This is a genomic window from Mesorhizobium sp. C416B, from assembly GCF_030323165.1.
Taxonomy (GTDB): Bacteria; Pseudomonadota; Alphaproteobacteria; order Rhizobiales; family Rhizobiaceae; genus Mesorhizobium.
Window position 1 is genome coordinate 5,485,728 of the sequence record NZ_CP100471.1, and the last position, 18,676, is coordinate 5,504,403.

The 18,676-nt window shown below is 62.7% G+C and carries 20 protein-coding genes; 10 read left to right on the forward strand and 10 right to left on the reverse strand.

Going from position 1 to position 18,676, the window contains the following annotated elements; all coding sequences use genetic code 11:
* Nucleotides 1-7: 7 nt before the first annotated feature.
* Together NLY43_RS26785 and NLY43_RS26790 are read right to left on the reverse strand one after the other, a co-directional pair.
* Nucleotides 8-1,318 (reverse strand): hemolysin family protein, encoded by a 1,311-nt coding sequence (locus NLY43_RS26785; RefSeq protein ID WP_023683747.1) that lies wholly within the window; start codon nucleotides 1,316-1,318, stop codon nucleotides 8-10.
* Nucleotides 1,319-1,388: 70 nt separating this feature from the next.
* A complete protein-coding gene (locus tag NLY43_RS26790) occupies nucleotides 1,389-2,096 on the reverse strand; it encodes an LssY C-terminal domain-containing protein (protein ID WP_023711169.1) in 708 nt (235 codons plus the stop codon).
* 112 nt (nucleotides 2,097-2,208) lie between these two features.
* On the opposite strand from NLY43_RS26790, the gene NLY43_RS26795 reads away from it, so the two are divergent.
* Nucleotides 2,209-2,928, forward strand: a complete 720-nt coding sequence (locus tag NLY43_RS26795) for a gamma-glutamylcyclotransferase (protein ID WP_023705875.1) — start codon at nucleotides 2,209-2,211, stop codon at nucleotides 2,926-2,928.
* Between the two features lie 20 nt (nucleotides 2,929-2,948).
* On the opposite strand, the gene NLY43_RS26800 is transcribed toward NLY43_RS26795, so the two are convergent.
* The 3 genes from NLY43_RS26800 to NLY43_RS26810 form a co-directional block, all read right to left on the reverse strand.
* Complete coding sequence (locus NLY43_RS26800) at nucleotides 2,949-3,740, reverse strand: extensin-like domain-containing protein (RefSeq protein WP_023701608.1); 792 nt, start codon at nucleotides 3,738-3,740, stop codon at nucleotides 2,949-2,951.
* Nucleotides 3,741-3,872: 132 nt separating this feature from the next.
* Nucleotides 3,873-4,934: an extensin-like domain-containing protein gene (locus NLY43_RS26805; RefSeq protein WP_023711170.1), complete on the reverse strand. Its 1,062-nt coding sequence runs from the start codon at nucleotides 4,932-4,934 to the stop codon at nucleotides 3,873-3,875.
* Between the two features lie 198 nt (nucleotides 4,935-5,132).
* On the reverse strand, nucleotides 5,133-5,558 hold the full coding sequence (locus tag NLY43_RS26810) for a DUF3775 domain-containing protein (RefSeq protein WP_023683751.1): 426 nt from the start codon (nucleotides 5,556-5,558) through the stop codon (nucleotides 5,133-5,135).
* Nucleotides 5,559-5,787: 229 nt separating this feature from the next.
* Here NLY43_RS26810 and NLY43_RS26815 point away from each other — a divergent pair, with 229 nt between their 5' ends.
* Both NLY43_RS26815 and greA read left to right on the forward strand, forming a co-directional pair.
* Nucleotides 5,788-6,324: a tetratricopeptide repeat protein gene (locus NLY43_RS26815; RefSeq protein WP_023683752.1), complete on the forward strand. Its 537-nt coding sequence runs from the start codon at nucleotides 5,788-5,790 to the stop codon at nucleotides 6,322-6,324.
* Nucleotides 6,325-6,612: 288 nt separating this feature from the next.
* A complete protein-coding gene (greA, locus tag NLY43_RS26820) occupies nucleotides 6,613-7,086 on the forward strand; it encodes a transcription elongation factor GreA (RefSeq protein WP_023683753.1) in 474 nt (157 codons plus the stop codon).
* A gap of 24 nt (nucleotides 7,087-7,110) precedes the next feature.
* Here greA and waaC read toward each other — a convergent pair whose 3' ends face one another.
* The 3 genes from waaC to rfaD are packed head-to-tail and all read right to left on the reverse strand — an operon-like array spanning nucleotide 7,111 to nucleotide 10,012.
* Nucleotides 7,111-8,085, reverse strand: coding sequence for a lipopolysaccharide heptosyltransferase I (gene waaC / locus NLY43_RS26825; RefSeq protein WP_023711171.1), 975 nt, complete (start codon nucleotides 8,083-8,085; stop codon nucleotides 7,111-7,113).
* Nucleotides 8,082-9,089 carry a lipopolysaccharide heptosyltransferase II gene (gene waaF, locus NLY43_RS26830; protein ID WP_023711172.1) on the reverse strand — a complete coding sequence of 336 codons (1,008 nt, stop codon included), beginning with the start codon at nucleotides 9,087-9,089 and terminating at the stop codon, nucleotides 8,082-8,084. Before waaF ends, waaC begins: the two co-directional genes overlap by 4 nt.
* On the reverse strand, nucleotides 9,062-10,012 hold the full coding sequence (rfaD, locus tag NLY43_RS26835; protein ID WP_023691545.1) for an ADP-glyceromanno-heptose 6-epimerase: 951 nt from the start codon (nucleotides 10,010-10,012) through the stop codon (nucleotides 9,062-9,064). The genes waaF and rfaD overlap by 28 nt, the downstream gene beginning before the upstream one ends.
* 132 nt (nucleotides 10,013-10,144) lie before the next feature.
* On the opposite strand from rfaD, the gene NLY43_RS26840 reads away from it, so the two are divergent.
* The 5 genes from NLY43_RS26840 (at nucleotide 10,145) to NLY43_RS26860 (ending at nucleotide 14,809) form a co-directional block, all read left to right on the forward strand.
* A complete protein-coding gene (locus NLY43_RS26840; protein WP_023711173.1) occupies nucleotides 10,145-10,777 on the forward strand; it encodes a LysE family translocator in 633 nt (210 codons plus the stop codon).
* A 124-nt stretch (nucleotides 10,778-10,901) separates the two neighbouring features.
* Nucleotides 10,902-12,395, forward strand: coding sequence for a D-glycero-beta-D-manno-heptose-7-phosphate kinase (gene rfaE1, locus NLY43_RS26845; protein WP_023671976.1), 1,494 nt, complete (start codon nucleotides 10,902-10,904; stop codon nucleotides 12,393-12,395).
* 8 nt (nucleotides 12,396-12,403) lie between these two features.
* A complete protein-coding gene (locus NLY43_RS26850; RefSeq protein WP_023711174.1) occupies nucleotides 12,404-12,976 on the forward strand; it encodes a D-sedoheptulose-7-phosphate isomerase in 573 nt (190 codons plus the stop codon).
* Nucleotides 12,969-13,622, forward strand: coding sequence for a D-glycero-alpha-D-manno-heptose-1,7-bisphosphate 7-phosphatase (locus NLY43_RS26855; RefSeq protein WP_023671974.1), 654 nt, complete (start codon nucleotides 12,969-12,971; stop codon nucleotides 13,620-13,622). The genes NLY43_RS26850 and NLY43_RS26855 overlap by 8 nt, the downstream gene beginning before the upstream one ends.
* 206 nt (nucleotides 13,623-13,828) lie before the next feature.
* Nucleotides 13,829-14,809, forward strand: a complete 981-nt coding sequence (locus tag NLY43_RS26860) for a phosphodiester glycosidase family protein (protein ID WP_245263978.1) — start codon at nucleotides 13,829-13,831, stop codon at nucleotides 14,807-14,809.
* A gap of 422 nt (nucleotides 14,810-15,231) precedes the next feature.
* Here the strand turns inward: NLY43_RS26860 and NLY43_RS26865 are convergent, their stop codons facing one another.
* Nucleotides 15,232-15,708, reverse strand: a complete 477-nt coding sequence (locus tag NLY43_RS26865; RefSeq protein WP_023689719.1) for an Lrp/AsnC family transcriptional regulator — start codon at nucleotides 15,706-15,708, stop codon at nucleotides 15,232-15,234.
* Nucleotides 15,709-15,964: 256 nt separating this feature from the next.
* Between NLY43_RS26865 and trxB the strand changes: the two genes are divergently transcribed.
* The gene (trxB, locus tag NLY43_RS26870; RefSeq protein ID WP_023711176.1) at nucleotides 15,965-16,939 is read left to right on the forward strand and encodes a thioredoxin-disulfide reductase; all 975 of its coding nucleotides are present in this window, start codon (nucleotides 15,965-15,967) and stop codon (nucleotides 16,937-16,939) included.
* Nucleotides 16,940-17,019: 80 nt separating this feature from the next.
* Nucleotides 17,020-17,916 (forward strand): LysR family transcriptional regulator, encoded by an 897-nt coding sequence (locus NLY43_RS26875; protein ID WP_023671970.1) that lies wholly within the window; start codon nucleotides 17,020-17,022, stop codon nucleotides 17,914-17,916.
* Nucleotides 17,917-17,938: 22 nt separating this feature from the next.
* On the opposite strand, the gene NLY43_RS26880 is transcribed toward NLY43_RS26875, so the two are convergent.
* The gene (locus NLY43_RS26880) at nucleotides 17,939-18,436 is read right to left on the reverse strand and encodes a methyltransferase family protein (RefSeq protein ID WP_023711177.1); all 498 of its coding nucleotides are present in this window, start codon (nucleotides 18,434-18,436) and stop codon (nucleotides 17,939-17,941) included.
* Between the last annotated feature and the right edge of the window lie 240 nt (nucleotides 18,437-18,676).

Below are 18,676 nucleotides of genomic sequence, written 5' to 3' on the forward strand. Positions count from 1 at the left end.
CAGAGCGTCAACGCACCACTTCGCGATGGCCGCTGGGCAGCCGGGTGGCGATCAGCTTGTCGATGCGGCGGCCGTCGAGGTCGACGACCTCGAAACGCCAGCCTTGCGCGTCGACGCATTCGCCGGTCGCCGGCAGATGGTGCATGTGCGACAGCACATAACCGGCGACGGTCTCGTAATCCCGATTTTCCGGCAGGTCGATACCGAGAACGTCAGCCATCTCGTCGGCTTGCATGTATCCCGCGAGCAGCCATGAGCCGTCCTCGCGCTTGACGGCGTTTTCCTCGTCGCCGGCGTCGGTATCGGCCCGGAAGACGCCGGTGATGGCCTCGAGAATGTCGGCAGGTGTGACGATCCCTTCGAAATGGCCGTATTCGTCATGCACCAGCGCCATCGGCACGTCGGATTCCTTCAGCTTCTGCAGCACATCCAGCGCGTCGGCCTGGTCGTAGACGATGGGGGCGGCGCGCACATGCTTGCGCGGATCGAGTGCGCGGCCGGCGAGCAGGGCGGCCAGCACGTCGCGCGTCTGAACAACGCCAACCATGACGTCGACCCCGCCATCGCCGGCCGGGAGGCGCGAATGCTGGGTCTCCATCAAGAGCTTGCGGATGGCGCCCTCATCGGACTGCAAATTGATCCAGTCGACCTCGGTGCGCGGCGTCATCACGGCGCGCACGGCGCGATCGCCGAGCCGCATGACGCCGGCGATCATGCGCCGCTCGTCGGATTCGATGGTGCCGTGATGCTCGGCCTCGGCGACCAGCATCTTGATCTCTTCGTCGGTGACCTTCTCCTCGCTCTCGCCGCGCTGGCCAAGCAGCCACAATATGGCGCGGCCGGAAATGTCGAGCAGGAACACCAGCGGCGCCGAGACGGTGGCTAGGATGGTCATTGCAGGCGCCGCGCGGGCGGCAACGCGCTCGGGATCGCGCAGCGCGATCTGCTTGGGCACCAGCTCGCCGACGATCAGCGAGAAATAGGTGATGATGGCGACGACGATCCCGACGCCGAGCGGGTCGGCGATGTTTTCGCGCATGCCGGTCGAGGCCAGGTACACCGAAAGCCTGTCGCCCAGCGTGGCGCCGGAGAAGGCGCCCGACAGCACGCCGACCAGAGTGATGCCGATCTGCACCGACGACAGGAATTTGCCGGGATTGGAGCCGAGCGTCAGCGCACGCCCGGCGCCATTGACGCCGCGGTCGATCATCGCCTTGAGCCGCGCCGGGCGCGACGACACGATGGCGAGCTCGGACATCGACAGAAGGCCGTTCACACAGATGAGGACGACCACGGTGGCGATTTCGACGTATAGCATCAGGGCTCAATAGCATTGCGGCGGGCCGCAGGAAAATAGTCCGCGATGATTTTTGGAAAATGACAGTGGTTCAGGGGAATTGCCTGAGCACCCCGACAACAGCCTTGCCGTCGGTGAAATAGGGATCGCCGCCGCCGTTGCGTCCGGTCCTGGTGGCGCCGATGCCCGGGATGTCGCTCGCCGAGGTCACCATGCCGGCCGCCGACAGGTCGTGGATCACGAGATCGCGCTCGGCGTCGATGTCAGGGGCGATATGGTGGGTGATGGCGCCGGTATCGCGGCTGAGACCAACGCCGCGGTCGAAGCTGGCCGAGCCCATCCAGAGCGTTCGGCCGTCGTCGCCGGTCGCATCGCTGCGCCAGAAGCGGACATGATGGCGCCGGTCGGCGCTCCCGCCGACCGGCTTTTCGAAGGCGAGATCCTGGGCGCGGCCTTCGAACAGCAGCCGGCTGACCGGGGCGTCAGGATAGGGATGGTCGAACAGCACGCTCTCACCGATTTCGATCGCGGTCTTTAGCGTCACGCCATCGGCCGTATCCCATCCGGTCATGGCGAAGGCATGGACCATCTCTTTTTCGGTACCGACAAGGCCGATATTGATCGGGTCGCCCGGAATGCCTTGCGGCGTGTGTGTCACCATCTCGAAAGTCTGCGTGCGAAAGCCGCGGTCGCGAACCGTCCAGAATTCCGGCGCAGCGACATAGGCGAGGGCCAGCCAGACCGCCAGAAGAGCGGCGAGCCAGGTCAATGCGCGTCGTTGCAGGCTTCGTCGGCTCATGAAAGCGGCTCGATCCGTGCGGTATCTGTGCCTGACGGACCCTGGAAATCAATGGCCAGCGGCGAGCAGCCGTTCTATCGTCGGCCATCGTTTTTGCGGGGGGTGAGCAGGAATGGATAAGAAGCCGGTGGGTCGCAGCTCGATGGCATTGACCGCGGACCTTGTCGCAAGGGTCGAGCGTGTCGAACCGGATCCGGGTCCCGAGCCCGGAACAACCGAGCATACAGACGCGGAGTTCGATAGTCTTGTCGAGCAACTTCTGTCGGAGCATCGGCCTGAAGCGCTATGGGTCTTTGCCTACGGGTCGCTGATCTGGAACCCCGAATTTGCCCATGTCGAGCAGCGCCCGGCCACGGCGCCAGGATGGCACCGCTCGTTCTGCCTGACGCTGACCCGTTGGCGCGGAACCCGTGATTTGCCGGCGCTGATGCTGGCGCTCGATCGAGGCGGCAGCTGCAACGGCATCGTCTATCGGCTGCCCGCGGAAGACCATGTCGGGCAACTTGGACAGTTGATGCGCCGCGAGATCGATGCCAATCCGCCGACTAACGTGCCATGCTGGATCAAGGTCAAGACCAAGGATGGGCCGTTGCGGGCCTTGGCTTTCGTCGCCGCGCCAGACGGCAGGGCCTATGCCGGCCGGCTGCCATTGGAGCAGGTTGCCGACACGCTGGCGCGGGCTGCCGGGCATTGGGGCTCGTCGGCTCAATACCTGTTCCGAACCGTCAGCAAGTTGGAAGAGAGCGGTATCCGCGACAGGAACCTTTGGCGCATCCAGGATCTGGTGGCCCAGCAAATCATCGCTTCCACCAGGAACGCCAATCCCGACTGATTTCTGAACGGTGAAACGCCTTAGCGGCAGGCGCGGTAGCCGCTTTTGCGGTTCTTGATGTCGAAATGGAAATGGTTGCGGTGATCGTAATTGTAGCCGGGACCGAGCACGGTGGTGAAATACTGGCAGCCGTCGGCACGCACATTGTTGAGGAAGCCGCGGGTGCGGAAGGCAAACAGGCCGGGCTTGCGCACGTCGATGTCGTCGCCGTTGTTGAGCTCGATGCTCATGACGTCGAGGGCGTTGCCCTTGCCGTGCTCGGACAGGACACCTTCGCCGGCGATGTTGCGGCAGGAATAGCTTGAGCCCTGGTGGATGGTCTTGACGCCCGAGAAATAGCGCCAGCGGGCGGAGGGAACCAGTTCGTTGCTGGTCCAGGCGGCGAAACTTGCGGCCATGTCGCAGGTCAATGTCGCGGCGGGCTTCATCTGGATGCCGCCGATGGCGGAGACCTTGACCGGCCAGTCTATGCCGCACTGTCCCTCATGGATCGGCTGCACATCGGTGTAGACGACGCGAAGGCGCTTCAGTTCGCCACGGCAATCGGTTTCGCTGGCCGGCATCTGCTGCGGCTCCGACTCCGACATCGGCTCGTCCATGTGCGGATAGGCGGCAGTCATATAGGGATTGGACGGGACGAGCTTCTGCATGCCTTCATATTGCGGCACGGCCGCGGTCTGCGAGCCGACATCGACGGCCGGCTGCAGCGACAGCACGCTGCCAGTGTTGCAAGCCGAAACGGCGGCCAGCGCAAGACCGGTGGCCAGTATCGCTGCGCTTTTTGCCTTCGCGGCGCGAAATATTGCGGCCATGGGCGGGATCCTGTCCTTGATCGGTGGGATTTTAACGATCAAGGGTAAAGGAAAACTCAGCGTTCCCGTTCATGCCTGCGGCCGAAATGCGGCAGCCATACCATCACCGGCATGACGATCACTGGAGGGCCATTACTGGCAGAAAGTGCCACCATTCCGGCGCGGTTCGAGATCGAGATGGAAATGCAGGGAATGGTCCGGGTCCGCGCCCGGTCCAAGCACGGTCTTGAACGGTCCGCAGGCGGCCTTGCGCACCGCATTGAGGAATTTGCCGTCCTTCTCGGGCGGCGTTGGACCGACTTCGATCTTTCTGCCATCCGACAACGTGAAGCTGGCAATATCGAGCGCGTTGCCGAAGGCATGTTCCGACAGATGGCGCGTGCCGTTGCGCGGCCGGCAAACAAAGGCCGATGCCTGGTTGATCGATTTCAGGTCGGCTCCGAACTCGGCTTTCGCCGCCGGCTGTATGATTTCGGCGGCAAAGCGGGCTGCCGCCTCGGCCATCGGGCAGTTGAGTTCGGTCGTGGGTCCGATGGCGATGGATTTTCCGAGCGACTTCAGCACCAGGGGATAGGGGATCGAGCAGCCGATGTCGGGATTGCTTTCCGCCTTATGCTCCTCGAATTCGACACCAAGGGCCGTCAGCCGCTCGCGACAGGCGACTTCCGCCGCCGGCATTTTTGCATCGGGCAAATCGGCCGAGCGCGCATCGGGCAGCATCTTCTTGTCGCCGGCATCGGGTTTTTCAGGTGGTTGCGGGGCAACGGCCGGCGGCTGAGCTTCAGGTTCCGAAGTGTCTGGCTTTTGTGTCGGAATCGGCACCGCGGCCGGCGGCTCGGGCTCGCTTTGCCTATCGGTCGACGGCTTCGGGGCTGACGGTCCGGGCCGCGCCTGCTTTTTAAAACGGGACTTTTCTTCGTTGAATCGATCGGACGCGCCAAGGGTGTTCGGACCTTCGGCCTTTTGCTTTTCGATCGGTGCCGCGCCGGTCTTCGGCGCCTCTGAAGGACGCGCCTCGGGCAGCGGGACAACGCGCGAGGGCTGCACCGGAACATCGGCGGGCGAGGGCTTTTTATCCGGGGTCTTTTGTTCCACCTGCTTTGGCGTGATGTGCCGCTTTGGACTGGGCTTCTGGCGGTGCTTGCTGCGCGGCTTAGGATGCGAGTCGACCCGCGGTGAAAACAGCTGCTCCAACCGCTGTGACAGCGGCGTGTAATGCTTCTTGCGCTGTTTGGCGTCGGCTTGCGTCAGCAGGGGCGTCAGCAGCAGAGCCGTGACGACCATGACCAGTGCAACCCTGGATGTTCGGGAAAGTACAGGCGACCCCATCGTCCTCAACGGCGCGAACGCCCGGAGGTTGCCTGCGGCCCATCACGAACGGTAACGACGTCGTTACGCGCCAATCGCTTCCAGCCCTTCTTCCAGCCAGTCGGCCAAAAGCGGCATGCCGAGCAGGTATTTCGCCGTGCGCTTGTTGGCGCGGTCGCGCGCGGCGGCAACCGCATCGGACCATTCCGCTGCGTCATAGTCGCCGCGGCCGACCCAGGCCAGCGCGATCAACTCGGCCGCTTCGTCGACGTTGAGGTCGTTGATCAGCTCGCGCAGCTCTTCCTCGGTGAGGTCTTCCGCGCTTTCCTCCGCCAGACCGTCATGGTGGTGATTGGCATGTGATTCACCATCGAGCTCGACCTCATGCTCGGCACCGTCGGCATAGTCTTCGTTGACGGCAGCACTCAGTCCCTTTGCCTTGAGAATGAACAGGCGCACGGTGTCCGGGCCGATCGATAGCTCCCATTCCCGCTCACGGCGCTGTTGCACTCTCGGGCACCCCCGCTGATCATTTCCCGAATGATAGCGGATTTGCAGCGCGCGTCACGTCATGTTCTGATCCCTGGCTCCCGCCTTTGACCGAATTCAGGTTAGGCACGGCCGCACAAATAGTTTCGGCGGCTGCGGGTTTCCGGGATGAAAAGTCTGCATCCCGGCGTTAGCTTTTCATTATCGTCATTTTCCCTCAAGATCGTCATTATCCCTCAAGGAGGCTTCGATGCATAAAAGAGTGTTGATCCAGGCGGCTGCGGCGCTTGTGGCGCTGCAGTTCTTTGCGGTTCCGGTGTTTGCGGCCGGCGGCGGTGGCGGTGGTACCGAGACCACCACCCAGTGCAAGAAGGGGCAGGTCTGGGACAAGAAAAAGCAGAAATGCGTCGCGCCGAAGTACGGCATGCTGGACGACGACAACATCTACGATGCTGGTCACGACCTGGCCATGGCCGGGCGTTATGATGAGGCGATCGCCGTGCTCAGCCTTGCCGCCAACAAGCAGGATCCACGCATCCTCAACTATCTCGGCTATTCGCATCGCCATTCCGGCCGTGTCACCGTCGGCCTCGGCTATTACGAGGAAGCGCTCCGCATCAACCCGGATTACACGCTGGTGCGCGAATATCTCGGCGAGGCCCATCTGCAGATCGGCGATCTGGCCGGCGCCCAGGCGCAGCTGGCCGAGATCGAGAAGCGGACGGGCAAAGATTCGCGCGAATACGGCATGCTGGCCGAACAGATCTACCATTTCATGAGAAGCTGACCCCACCCCAACGGCTTCTCTGGGCCGGCTGCGAGCAATCGCAGCCGGTTTTTGTTGTCGCAACTGCAACACGCTGCACATGCCGTGACGGCAATTGCGCAAGTCGGCTCATGATTTTTCAAAAAGCCTGCTTTTTCAGCGTGAAAAACGCGCGAGGATCGCTATATTGGGGAAAATTGCGGTGAAACGGTTCCGTTAGCCCGAGGCTGCCGGACCCGTTTTCTTTTTATACCCATCGACAAGGCTTTCCCCGAAATGCGGGGGTGGCGGCAGGAAAGGTCAGGCATCATGAACAAGGTCCCGATGACAGGCGAGGGGTTCGCGTCATTGAAGGAAGAACTGCGCTGGCGCCAGCAGCAAGAGCGGCCGCGTATCATCGAGGCGATCTCCGAAGCGCGCTCGCATGGCGACCTGTCCGAAAATGCCGAATATCATGCCGCCAAAGAGGCGCAGAGCCTCAATGAGGGCCGTGTCAACGAACTGGAAGACTATATTGCTCGGGCCGAGGTGATCGACGTCACCAAGCTTAGCGGCGACAAGGTCAAGTTCGGCGCCACGGTGGTGCTGGTCGACGAGGACACCGAGGAAAAGAAGACCTACCAGATTGTCGGCGACCAGGAAGCGGATGTGAAATCGGGCCGTATTTCGATCTCCTCGCCGATCGCGCGCGCGCTGATCGGCAAGGAAGTCGGCGACGCCATCGAGGTCAACGCCCCCGGCGGCGCCAGGGGTTACGAGATCGTCCAGGTGCAATTTATCTAGCACCTCAGATCCTTCTGAAAGGCTCTAGGCTGGTGCTCGTGATTTGAGCGCCAGCTGCTTCTCAGCTTCCGCCACCACCTTCGCCGGCGTTAGGCGCTCCCCCGATGCGGCCAGCAGCGTTGAGGCATATTGCCCGCGCGGGCCGGTCAAACCCGGCTCGGTCGCCAGGAACACCGCGACCGTCGGCAGGCCGAAGGCGCTGGCGAGGTGGGTCAGACCGGTGTCGGCGCCGATAACCAGCGTCGAGCGGCCAAGGATCGCGGCAATGTCTGCCAGCGGCGATCTCGGCACCACGATCGTTGACGGCACGGCTTTCGAGATCGCCTTGGCCACCGCCTTCTCACGCTCGTTCGACCAGGTGGTGACCGGCGTCATTCCGCTACCAACCAGCAGGCGAGCCGTTTCGATCCAGTCTTCGGCGGGCCATTTCTTGTCCTCGCGGCTGGTGCCGTGCAGCAGGAAGGCCGTCTTGCCGTCAATGCCGGCCAGGCCGCCGGGAGGCGGCACAATCCCGGATGCGAGCGCCGAAAGATCGGGCTCGTAGCCGAGCGCCAGCCCGAACAGCCGGCGCGTGCGTTCGATGGCGTGCAGGTTGCGCGGCACGGCGTATTTGCGCTGGTAAAACAACGTTGCCGAGGGCTCCCGCGCGCTTGCGCGGTCGAAACCTGCGATTGGTGCCGCTGCCTGTTTCGCCACCAGGGCCGATTTCAGCAGCCCCTGCGCATCGATGACGAGGTCGTACTCGCCTGCTTGCAGAGCGCGGCGCAAGCTTGTCGCCTCCCGCCATGTGCCGGCGTTGAACAGATGCTTGCGCCAGCGCCGGATGGCGACGGTATGGATCTTTGCTATCGCCGGATGCAGCGCGACGATGCCGGCAAAGGCCTCTTCGACGCACCAGTCGAAGGCGATATCGGGGCGCTTGCGGCGTGCATCTTCGACGGCGGGGAAGGTGTGGATGACGTCGCCCATCGAGGAGGTCTTGACGATCAACACCTTCATGCGGCGGCCGGGAGTTCCAGCAACCTGTCCGCCGCCGCTGCCACTCGGGCAACGTCCAGCGTCTTCAGGCAGTTGAGGTGGCCGAGCGGACAGATCTTCCGATGGCAGGGCGAACAGGACAGATGCAACCAGATCAGTTCGCGCTGTTCAGCCAACGGCGGCGTGTTTTCCGGCGAGGTCGAACCGTAGACGGCAACGACCGGCGTGCCGACGGCGGCCGCGACATGCATCAGCCCGCTGTCGTTGGACACCGCCAGCCTGGCCGCGGCTATCAGGTCGATGGCGTCCTCCAGCCGTGTCTTTCCTGCCAGATCGACGACACCGGGCGCGAGTGCTGCGATCTCGGCGGTGACGTCGCGATCGTTCTTCGAGCCGAACAACGCGACCTTGAATCCTTTCGCCATCATCTCTCCGGCGAGGCCGGCATAGCTTTCGCTAGGCCAGCGTTTGGCCGGACCGAATTCGGCGCCGGGCATCATGGCGACGAATTTTCCCGGCTGCACTGCGAAGCGAGCGAGCAGCTCTTTCTGATTGCCGGCGTCGACGGTGAGCCGCGGCGGCCGGAAATGTCCGCCTTGGGCGAGGCCAAAATAGGCCTGCGCAGTGCGCCGTTTGAGGGCATCGGGCAGCGGCACGATGTCGGTCAGCAGGCCGTAGCGCATTTCCCGGAGATTGCCGAAGCGGCGGGGGATGCGGGCAAAGAACGGGATCAGCGCCGATTTCCAGCTGCCCGGCAGGACGTAGGCCATGTCGTAGCGGCCGCGCAGCAGGCGGCCGAAGCGGCGGCGAATGATGAATTCGAGCGCACCGGGTTGCAGCGGGAAATCGATCTGCTGGCGAATCTCGGGCATGCGCTTGACCAGCGGGGCCGCCCAGGCCGGGGCAAGCACGTCGATGGCGGCGTTGGGATGGAGCTCCTTCAACGCCGAAAACAGGCACTGCGCCATGACCATATCGCCCACCCAGCGTGGGCCGATCACGAGGATCGTTGGGCTTTCAGCCATTCGACATAGTCTCTGACGCCGGTTTCCACGCTGCGGAATTGCCCATTATAGCCGGCTGCGCGCAAGCGGGACATATCAGCCTGGGTAAAACTCTGATAGCTGCCCTTGAGGTGATCGGGGAATTCGATGAACTCGATCTCGCCCTTGCCCAGCGTATCGATCACGGTCTCGGCAATGGCGCGGAACGGCTGGGCGCGGCCGGTGCCGCAGTTGAAGATGCCGCTCGAGCCGCGCTTCCACAGCCACAGATTGACGTCGGCGACATCGCCGACATGAATGAAGTCGCGGCTCTGTTCGCCAGGCCCGAAGCCGTCATGGGCGCCGAACAGCTTTGGGTTTTCGCCGCGCCCGACCTGATTGAACAGATGGAAGGCGACCGAGGCCATGGCGCCCTTGTGCGCCTCGCGCGGGCCATAGACGTTGAAGTAGCGCAGGCCGGCGACCTGCGAATGATCGGTGTCGAACACAGTGCGCCTGACATAGTCGTCGAATAGTTTCTTCGAATAGGCGTAGACGTTGAGCGGCCGCTCAAGTGCGGGGTCCTCGCGAAACTCCGAACCGCCGCCGTAGACGGAAGCCGAGGAGGCATAGAGGAACGGTATGCGCAGCGAAAGACAGCCATGCAGCAAGCGCTTTGAGAAGGCGTAGTTCACGTCCATCATGAACTTGCCGTTCCATTCCGTGGTGGTCGAGCAGGCGCCCTGGTGGAAGACGGCCTCGACGCGGCCTAGGTCGCCGGCTTCCAAGGTGGCCAAGAATTCGTCCTTGTCGAGATAGTCGGCTATCTGCAAATCGGCCAGGTTGGCGATCTTGTGGCCGTCGGTGAGGTCGTCGACGACGAGGATGTCATCATGGCCTTCGGCATTGAGTGCGGCGACGATGTTGGAGCCGATCATGCCGGCCCCGCCCGTGACGATGATCATGAAGGCCTCTGGTTGCTTGCGATTCCGGTCCTTATAAGGGAGGGCAGCCGGGCTGTCGATGAAGCACCACGACGCCATAGTGAGACCGCGAAGCGCCCGCTTTATCGAGGCCCGCAAGCTAGGGGACAAAAAATGCCGTCGACCGAACTGCTCATTGCGTTTTTCGCCACCACGGCGATCTTTGCCTATATTCCAGGACCGGCCATGCTCTATGCCGCCGCGCAGACCATGGCGCGCGGGCGCTGGTCGGGGCTGACGGCGGCACTTGGCATCCATCTTGGCGGTTATTTCCATGTCTTTGCGGCTGCCGCCGGGCTGTCGGTGCTCTTCCATGCGGTGCCGCCGCTCTACATGGCGGTCAAGTTCATCGGCGCGCTCTATCTGATCTGGCTTGGCGTGTCCTTGTTCCGCAAGCGCGGGGACGGTGACACGGCGCTGCCGGCGATCGAGCGCAAATCGGCGCGCCGGGCACTTTTCGAGAGCATCACCGTCGAAGTGCTCAATCCGAAGACGGCGATCTTCTTCATGGCGTTCCTGCCACAGTTCATCGATGCCTCGGCGGGGTTCCCGGTGTGGCTGCAATTCGTCGTGCTGGGCACCATCGTCAATTTAATGTTCTCTTCGGCAGATATTGTCTGCGTGTTGCTGGCAGGCATGGTGATCGCCCGGCTGAAGCGCTCCAGCCGTGCGCAGCGCATCATGCAGCGGGCGGGCGGGGCGGTGCTGGTCGGACTGGGCGTCCACGTCGCGTTGCAGAAGAGCTGACGGCCGCCCTGACGTTGCGCTGCGCGGATTTGCGGTATATCGGCTTCGCCATGAACGATCCGGCCCGTAAATTGACAATTTTCAGCGTGATTGAGGTCGGCCTTTCCCTCGCATTGCCAGTGACATGATCAAGCACAATCCGCCTTCGCCCGAACCTTTGCACCGCGCTATTGCCCGCTTTGGCGACGTTGCCGTGCTGGTGGTCGGCGACTTCATCCTCGACCGTTTCGTCAACGGCGTCATCGAGCGCATCTCGCCGGAAGCGCCGATCCCGGTGCTGCACGGGCGCGGCGAGACCTCGACGATGGGCGGCGCAGGCAACGTTGTCGCCAACATCGTCTCGCTGGGTGCCAGCGCTATTCCCATATCGGTGATCGGCACCGATGTGGCCGGCGACAATCTGGTGCGCATGCTGCGCGAACTCGGCGCCGATACGGCTGATATGGCGCAGGAGCGCGGTCGCATGACGTCGTCGAAGAGCCGCTTCAGCGCGCTCAATCAGCAGGTGCTGCGCTTCGATGAGGAAGAGATCAAGCCGCTCGACGACAAGGAACGGGCGGACCTGGTCCGGCATTTTCGCGCCGCACTCACGCGCGCCGACATCGTCATTCTGTCCGACTATGGCAAGGGCATCTTGCTCGACGGCGTCGCCGCCGACCTGATCGCCATCTGCCGCGAGGCGGGAAAACCGGTGCTGGTCGATCCCAAGGGCCGCGACTATGCGCGCTATGCCGGCGCGACCGCCATCACGCCCAACCGCAAGGAGCTTGGCGAAGCTGTCGGTCGGCCGGTTTTCGCCGACGACGAGATCGTCGCGGCGGCACGCCAGCTGATTTCGGCACATGGCTTCGACTTCGTCGTCGCCACCCGCAGCGAAAAGGGCATGAGCGTCGTCGGCGCGGATGAGGCGCGCCACATCGCCACCCAGGCGCGCGAAGTGTTCGACGTTTCGGGCGCCGGCGATACGGTAATCGCGAGCTTCGCGCTGGCTCTGGCCGCGGGCGCCGATCGCGTCATGGCCGCCTCCATCGCCAATGCCGCCGGCGGTGTGGTGGTGGGCAAACGCGGCACCGCGCGGCTGACCGTGGAGGAACTCACCGGCGCGCTGTTCCGCTCGCACGGCCCCACCGCCCACAAGGACGCCATCCTCGATGCCGCATCGGCCGCGCGCATGGTGGCGGCGTGGAAGGACGAGGGCCTGAGCGTCGGCTTCACCAATGGCTGCTTCGATATATTGCATGCCGGCCATGTCAGTCTTCTCCACGCGGCGCGCAGTCAGTGCGACCGGCTGGTGCTCGGCCTCAACAGCGATGCCTCGGTGCGTCGGCTGAAAGGCGCCGGGCGCCCGGTCAACGATCAGCATGATCGTGCCTGCGTGCTCGCCGCCCTGGCCTCGGTCGATGCGGTCGTGGTGTTCGAAGAGGATACGCCGCTGGCGCTGATCGAGGCGCTTCTGCCCGACATTCTGGTCAAGGGCGCCGACTACACGGTCGAAACCGTTGTCGGCGCCGATGTGGTGCAGAAGGCGGGCGGGCGCGTCGTCCTGGTCGACCTTGTCGCCGGCAAGAGCACCACCGGCACGATCGGCAAATTGCGCGCCGGCGGCGGTACCAACTGAGGGATTTCATGTCCGGACTGAATGACTATCTGGTCCGCTCGGCGGCCGCGATCACCGCGACAGTCGAGCGTGACCTGACCGCCGAGATGGAACGTGCTGTGAGTGTGGTCGTCGCCGCGCTTTCCTCGGGCAAGGCGCTGCTGGTCTGCGGCAATGGCGGCTCGGCCAGCGACGCCATCCACATTGCCACCGAACTGGTCGGCCGCTTCCTTAAGGAGCGCAAGGCCTACAATGTGATTGCGCTGCCGGCCAACGCGGGCATGCTGACCGCCTGGGGCAATGACTATGGCTTCGACACCGTGTTTTCGCGACAGGTCGAAGCGCATGGCGCGGCCGGCGGCGTGCTTCTGGCGATCTCGACCAGCGGCAATTCGCCGAGCATTCTGGCTGCCGCCGAACAGGCTCGGATGATGGGCATGACGGTGGTCAGCCTCACCGGCGACAGCGGTGGCAAACTCAAGCCGCTCACCGACATACTGCTCAACGTGCCCTCGACCTCGACGCCGATCATCCAGCAGGGACATCTCTGCCTCTACCACTATCTCTGCGAGGTGGTGGAAGACCGTCTGTCGAATGGCTGACACCGGGGCCTACGGTCCATACCCGCTGGCTGAGCCCGGCCTGTGGGTTGAGCGGGTGGGTTCGCGGGTGTTTCCAGCCAACGCGCCGGCGCTGTTCCTCGACCGCGACGGCACCATCAATGTCGACACCGGCTATCCCGACGATCCAGCCAAAATGGCGCTGCGCGACGGCATCGTGCCGGTCATCGCGGCGGCCAACCGGGGCAACATCCCGGTGGTCATCGTCACCAACCAGTCCGGCATCGCGCGCGGCTATTTCGGCTGGAAGGAATTTGCCGCGGTCAACGGCCGGGTTCTCAAGCTGCTTGCCGCCGGCGATGCCTTCGTCGACATGGTTCTGGCCTGCGCCTACCACGAGGCGGGCAGCGGGCCACTGGCGGTCGCCGACCATCCGATGCGCAAGCCCAATCCGGGCATGCTGCTACAGGCCCGGCAGCGTCTCGGCCTCGATCTCAAGCGCTCGCTGATAGTCGGCGACAAGGCCGCGGATATGCAGGCCGGACAACGTGCCGGCCTGCCGCGCGGCTGGCTGGTGGATGGCGAGGGAAGTAATGAGCCGGGCTTCGAGGTTCTGCCGCTGCGCAACCCCGATGATCTGGAACGGCTTTTGAGAGCTGTCGAGTCGCTCGGATCGAGACTGATTTAGCTTTCCGGATCTGTTGCGACGCAATCTCAATGGGTTAGCTTGAGCGTTTCACCGTTTCGCAGAAACGGCGAGCCGATCCATTTCTTTGCTTTGACGCTATTCCCCAGGAAAGCACCACGCTCTTTTGCGGAAAAACTGCAGAGATCAGACATCATTCAAGCAAGAAATTTGCAGATGTCATTCCATCGAAGAACGAGGGGAATTCATTGAAGAAAGCAATCTCTGTTGCCGTTGTCTTGTTGATATTGGCTGTGCTTTCAGCCGTGGGGTATGTCTGGCAAAAACACGGCGTGTATGGGCTCAATGCACTTCTTCGCCGCGGCGGAAGCTACTGGATCGCCGTTGCACCCGACGATGCGCGTCTCTCGCCTGCCATGCAGCTTGCGTTGAAATCGGAAATTCCTGATGTGACCGCTGGAGCCAGCTCATGGAATGAAACCGAGCCTGGATTCCAGGTCAGAGAAATCCCCGTCATGGCGGGCGACCGTGAAATTGACCGGCTCTATCTCAACCGTTTCGATCCAGCCGAATTCCGTTTCGTTGCCCGTAACGAGCCCAGTGGTGCCAAGGACATCGACCAGTGGGAAGCGGCACTCAATCCACAAGGCACAGGCGGCACCGTTCTGATCGTCAATGGCAGTTATTTCGGACTGAAGGGCGAAGCCGACACGCCCTTTGTCAGCATGGGTGCGAGGCTCGGGCCGGATGAATACGATGCGAAGGCCGGCGCCTGGTTCGTGAATGCCTCCGGCACGCATGTGGTCGATCTCAATTCACGTGACTGGCGCGCAGTCACGGAGAATGCCGAAAACGCTATGGTTTCCTATCCATTGCTTGTCGGTGAGGACGGCCGCAACAATGTACGCGCCAAGAGCAACTGGTTGGCCAACCGCACCTTTATCGCGGAAGATCGTCAGGGCTGGATCATCGTCGGTTCGACCAAGGACGCTTTCTTCTCGCTGGACCGGCTAGCAAACTTCCTGTTGCAGACCGACCTCGATCTCAAGACGGCGCTAAACCTCGATGGCGGGCCTGTTGCCTGCCTCAGCGTCCGCTCCGGGAACTACCGGTTGAAACACTATGCCAAGTGGGAAGCCCAGGTCGCGGATGGCGACGTCTCACTGCTTCAAGCACCGCTAGATGTGCCCTGGGGATTGCCTGTTGTTCTCACGGTGGAGCGCAGGTAGCAGATCCTGCCCTTGGCAGGGTGGGTCAAAGTACTCCCGATTCCGTAGCTGAAACCGGATGGCATATTCAACCTTGGCCGCTCATGTTCACGCAATCTGACCCGGAATACCCTACGATTTCGGCGCCAGAATTCGCTTTCTGGCTCATATTCGTCGTCAACATGATTGTGATCGGCGCGGCGTTCTCGCGTCAAAAAACATGTGCCGTCTCAAATGGTTGCCGCATGTCATCACATTCGTCTGGCTTGCTTGCTCACCTATTTTGCTAGCCTTTTTAGCTTTGCCGGAGATGTCCCCTGGTGAGAGCCCCGGCCCTGGGGAGGGCTTCATTCTTTTGCCAGTTGTCGGAGAGGTAGCAGTGTGTCTGTTGGGGTATGTCTTGGTCGGCGTCGCACATGCTTTTTCGAAGTTAATCTCGCTTATCAGGCGCTGAACGCCACCAGCCCTTCGTCCTTGACGCGGCGGATGGTCAGCGCGGTGCGCACCGTGTCGACATTCGGCGCCGAAGCCAGTTCTTCGATGACGAAGGTCTGGAAGGTGCCGAGATCACTCGCCACGCAATGCAGCAGGAAGTCGGATTCGCCCGAGACCATCCAGGCGTCGCGCACGATCGGCCAGCCGCGAGTGCGCTCGGCGAAAGCTTTGAGCTCCGCGTCGGCTTGGTGATGCAGGCCGATCAGGCAGAAGGCGACGACATCCATGCCGAGCGCCGGCGCGTTGAGCAAGGCGCGATAGCCTCTGATGATGCCGGTTTCCTCCAGCCGCCGGACACGGCGCAGGCAGGGCGGGGCGGAAATGCCGACACGGCTCGACAGTTCGACATTGGTCATGCGCCCGTCGGCCTGAAGCTCGCGCAGAATCTTCCAGTCGATGGCGTCGAGGTCGGCTTTCAGGGGCATGGCGGTCTCGGCTTAGCGCAAGAATCTTTCGCGCTCTCGTCCTTAAACGACTTTTGTGTCGATGCCAGCCCTTTGGTCGGGCGATTTCGCAACCGTAACGAAAGCGGCCATTGCGCGAATAAGCCTGTAGGCCGAAGCTTTCCGGGGACGACGGCCTGATCGTCTTGCTGGTGTGGTTGGCAACCCTTACATTGCCAGCAGCATTTCACGTCGTTTTCCAAGGCACACTCGATTGTCTGCCCCGCAGAGGCTTTAGATGACCACCAAGCACGCGCCTGTCCTTATCATCGGTTCCGGCCCGGCCGGCTATACCGCCGCAGTCTACGCCGCGCGCGCCATGCTCAAGCCGATGCTCGTAGCAGGCTTGCAGCAGGGCGGGCAGCTGATGATCACCACCGATGTCGAAAACTATCCGGGCTTCGCCGATCCGATCCAGGGCCCGTGGCTGATGGAGCAGATGCTGAAGCAGGCCGAGCATGTCGGCACCGATATCATCAACGACATCATCACCGAGGTTGACCTCAATGTGCGGCCGTTCCGCGCCACGGGCGATTCCGGCACCACCTACACGGCCGACGCGCTGATCATTGCCACCGGCGCGCAGGCGAAATGGCTGGGCATCCCCACCGAACAGACCTTCATGGGCTTCGGCGTGTCGGCCTGCGCCACCTGCGATGGTTTTTTCTATCGCGGCAAGGATGTCGCTGTCATCGGCGGCGGCAATTCGGCGGTGGAGGAGGCGCTCTATCTCTCCAATCTGGCGAAGAGCGTGACCGTCATCCACCGGCGCAACGATTTCCGCGCCGAGCGCATCCTGCGTGAGCGGCTGTTGAAAAAGGACAATGTCCGAGTCATCTGGGACACGATAGTCGACGAGATCACCGGCCGGCCCGGCAAGACGCCGCTGCCGCCTTCGGTCGAAGGGCTGAAGCTCAGAAATGCGGTGACCGGCGAGGTCAGCCATCTCCAGGTGGACGGCGTGTTCGTGGCGATCGGCCATGCGCCGGCGGTGGAATTGTTTGTCGGCAAGCTGAAGCAGAAGCCGAACGGCTATCTGTGGACGGCGCCGAATTCGACCCGCACGGACGTTCCCGGCGTGTTCGCCGCCGGTGACGTGACCGACGATATCTACCGTCAGGCGGTGACCGCCGCCGGGCTCGGCTGCATGGCCGCGCTCGAGGCGGAAAAATACCTGGCCGGCATCGAGGTGCACCGCGAAGCGGCGGAATAAAATCTATCAAGACGGCGTCGCAAGCCGTTCAAAAGCCTGATTTTTCATTCAGACGCCAAAAACAGAACGAGGGGAACTCAATGGCGTTGGACTGGGACAAGCTTCGCGTGTTTCACGCAGCGGCGGAGGCTGGGTCGTTTACCCATGCCGCCGAGACTTTGCACCTGTCGCAATCGGCGATTTCACGCCAGGTCAGCGCGCTTGAACATGATGTCGGGGTGCCGCTGTTCAATCGCCATGCCCGCGGCCTGGTGCTGACCGAGCAGGGCGAAATGCTGTTCCGCACGGCGCATGACGTGCTGATGAAGCTGGAGACCATCAAGTCGAAGCTGACCGAGGCAAAGGACCGTCCCTCAGGCGTGCTCAGGGTGACGACGACAGTCGGGCTTGGCGCCGGTTGGCTGACCGAACGGGTGCAGGAGTTCATCGAGCTCTATCCCGAAATCAGCCTGCAGTTGATCCTCGCCAATGAGGAACTCGACCTCACCATGCGCCAGGCGGATTGCGCGATCCGTCTGCGCCAGCCGCAGCAGCCGGACCTGATCCAGCGCCGCCTGTTCACTGTGCATTTCCACCTCTATGCCTCGCCGTCCTATGTCGGCAAGCACGGCAAGCCGACCTCGGTCGCCGATCTGAAGAACCATCGCATCGTCACTTTCGGTGTGCCGGTGCCGTCGCATCTGTCGGAGCTGAACTGGCTGGAAACGATCGGCGATTTCGACGGTGGGCAAAGGGTGCCGACGCTGCAGATCAACGACATCTTGTCGATCAAGCGCGCCGTGCAGGGCGGCGCCGGCATCGCCATGCTGCCCGACTATGTGATCTCCAAGGAATCGGATCTGGTGCAGCTTTTGCCGGAGACCGAGGTGCCGTCCTTCGACACCTATTTCGCCTATCCCGATGCAATGAAGAACCAGGCCAAGCTGCACGTCTTCCGCGACTTCATCATCGCCAAAGCGCGCAGCTGGTCATTTTAAACATGCCCTTGGGAGGTGCTGGTCACCCCCGCCAAGGCGTCAGCCGTGGCAGCCAGCCGGGAACATTGCGGCGGTAGGTCTCGTATTCGCCACCGTAGCGGCGGGCGAGAGTCGGCTCCTCATAGAACCTGACGAAAGAGCCCATGACGATCGCGCCGATGGCGGCATAGGCAGCGACGCTCCAGCTTGAAAACAGCAACGCCTGGCCGAGGATGATCGACAGCACGGCGACGTACATCGGGTTGCGGACATGGCGGTAGACGCCGCCGATCACCAGTCTCTCGGTGGGCGCGACAGGCGCCGGCGTGCCGAGGCCTTCGAGCGCGAAGCGGGCAAAGGACTGGACGAGCAGGGCGATGGCCGCGACAATCAGGATGGAGCCGGCCGGCACGAAGCCGGGCACCGTCGACAGCGGCAGACGGTAGCGGTCCGTGAGCAGCCAGGGCACCAGCCCGGCGACGACACAAGGTGCGGCGATGAAGAAGACCGCGCTGCCGGCGATCGCCTGGGGTGTCCGCATGTCAGGTCTCCCTTCTTCCGGCCGACCCTTCCCATCCCGCTGCCGCAAAAATAAACGCCTGGTGCCCGATTCAACGTCATTCGGCTTTTTGCCCGCGAGCGCGAGAATCAGCCCGACTTGCGGTTCTGCGAAGGCAACAGCATGGTCGCGCCATTCATTTGGCAACTTTTCGTGGTCCTATGGCCCCTAGACATGGGTTAGACCACAGCCTGTACCTTTTTGCATGCGTGTGTTGCAAAA

Coding starts and splice junctions, on each gene's coding strand:
- NLY43_RS26785 (WP_023683747.1), bottom strand. CDS start 1,318: ATGCTATACGTCGAAATCGCCACCGTGGTCGTCCTCATCTGTGTGAAC.
- NLY43_RS26790 (WP_023711169.1), bottom strand. CDS start 2,096: ATGAGCCGACGAAGCCTGCAACGACGCGCATTGACCTGGCTCGCCGCT.
- NLY43_RS26795 (WP_023705875.1), top strand. CDS start 2,209: ATGGATAAGAAGCCGGTGGGTCGCAGCTCGATGGCATTGACCGCGGAC.
- NLY43_RS26800 (WP_023701608.1), bottom strand. CDS start 3,740: ATGGCCGCAATATTTCGCGCCGCGAAGGCAAAAAGCGCAGCGATACTG.
- NLY43_RS26815 (WP_023683752.1), top strand. CDS start 5,788: ATGCATAAAAGAGTGTTGATCCAGGCGGCTGCGGCGCTTGTGGCGCTG.
- greA (WP_023683753.1), top strand. CDS start 6,613: ATGAACAAGGTCCCGATGACAGGCGAGGGGTTCGCGTCATTGAAGGAA.
- waaC (WP_023711171.1), bottom strand. CDS start 8,085: ATGAAGGTGTTGATCGTCAAGACCTCCTCGATGGGCGACGTCATCCAC.
- waaF (WP_023711172.1), bottom strand. CDS start 9,089: ATGGCTGAAAGCCCAACGATCCTCGTGATCGGCCCACGCTGGGTGGGC.
- rfaD (WP_023691545.1), bottom strand. CDS start 10,012: ATGATCATCGTCACGGGCGGGGCCGGCATGATCGGCTCCAACATCGTC.
- NLY43_RS26840 (WP_023711173.1), top strand. CDS start 10,145: ATGCCGTCGACCGAACTGCTCATTGCGTTTTTCGCCACCACGGCGATC.
- rfaE1 (WP_023671976.1), top strand. CDS start 10,902: ATGATCAAGCACAATCCGCCTTCGCCCGAACCTTTGCACCGCGCTATT.
- NLY43_RS26850 (WP_023711174.1), top strand. CDS start 12,404: ATGTCCGGACTGAATGACTATCTGGTCCGCTCGGCGGCCGCGATCACC.
- NLY43_RS26855 (WP_023671974.1), top strand. CDS start 12,969: ATGGCTGACACCGGGGCCTACGGTCCATACCCGCTGGCTGAGCCCGGC.
- NLY43_RS26865 (WP_023689719.1), bottom strand. CDS start 15,708: ATGCCCCTGAAAGCCGACCTCGACGCCATCGACTGGAAGATTCTGCGC.
- trxB (WP_023711176.1), top strand. CDS start 15,965: ATGACCACCAAGCACGCGCCTGTCCTTATCATCGGTTCCGGCCCGGCC.
- NLY43_RS26875 (WP_023671970.1), top strand. CDS start 17,020: ATGGCGTTGGACTGGGACAAGCTTCGCGTGTTTCACGCAGCGGCGGAG.
- NLY43_RS26880 (WP_023711177.1), bottom strand. CDS start 18,436: ATGCGGACACCCCAGGCGATCGCCGGCAGCGCGGTCTTCTTCATCGCC.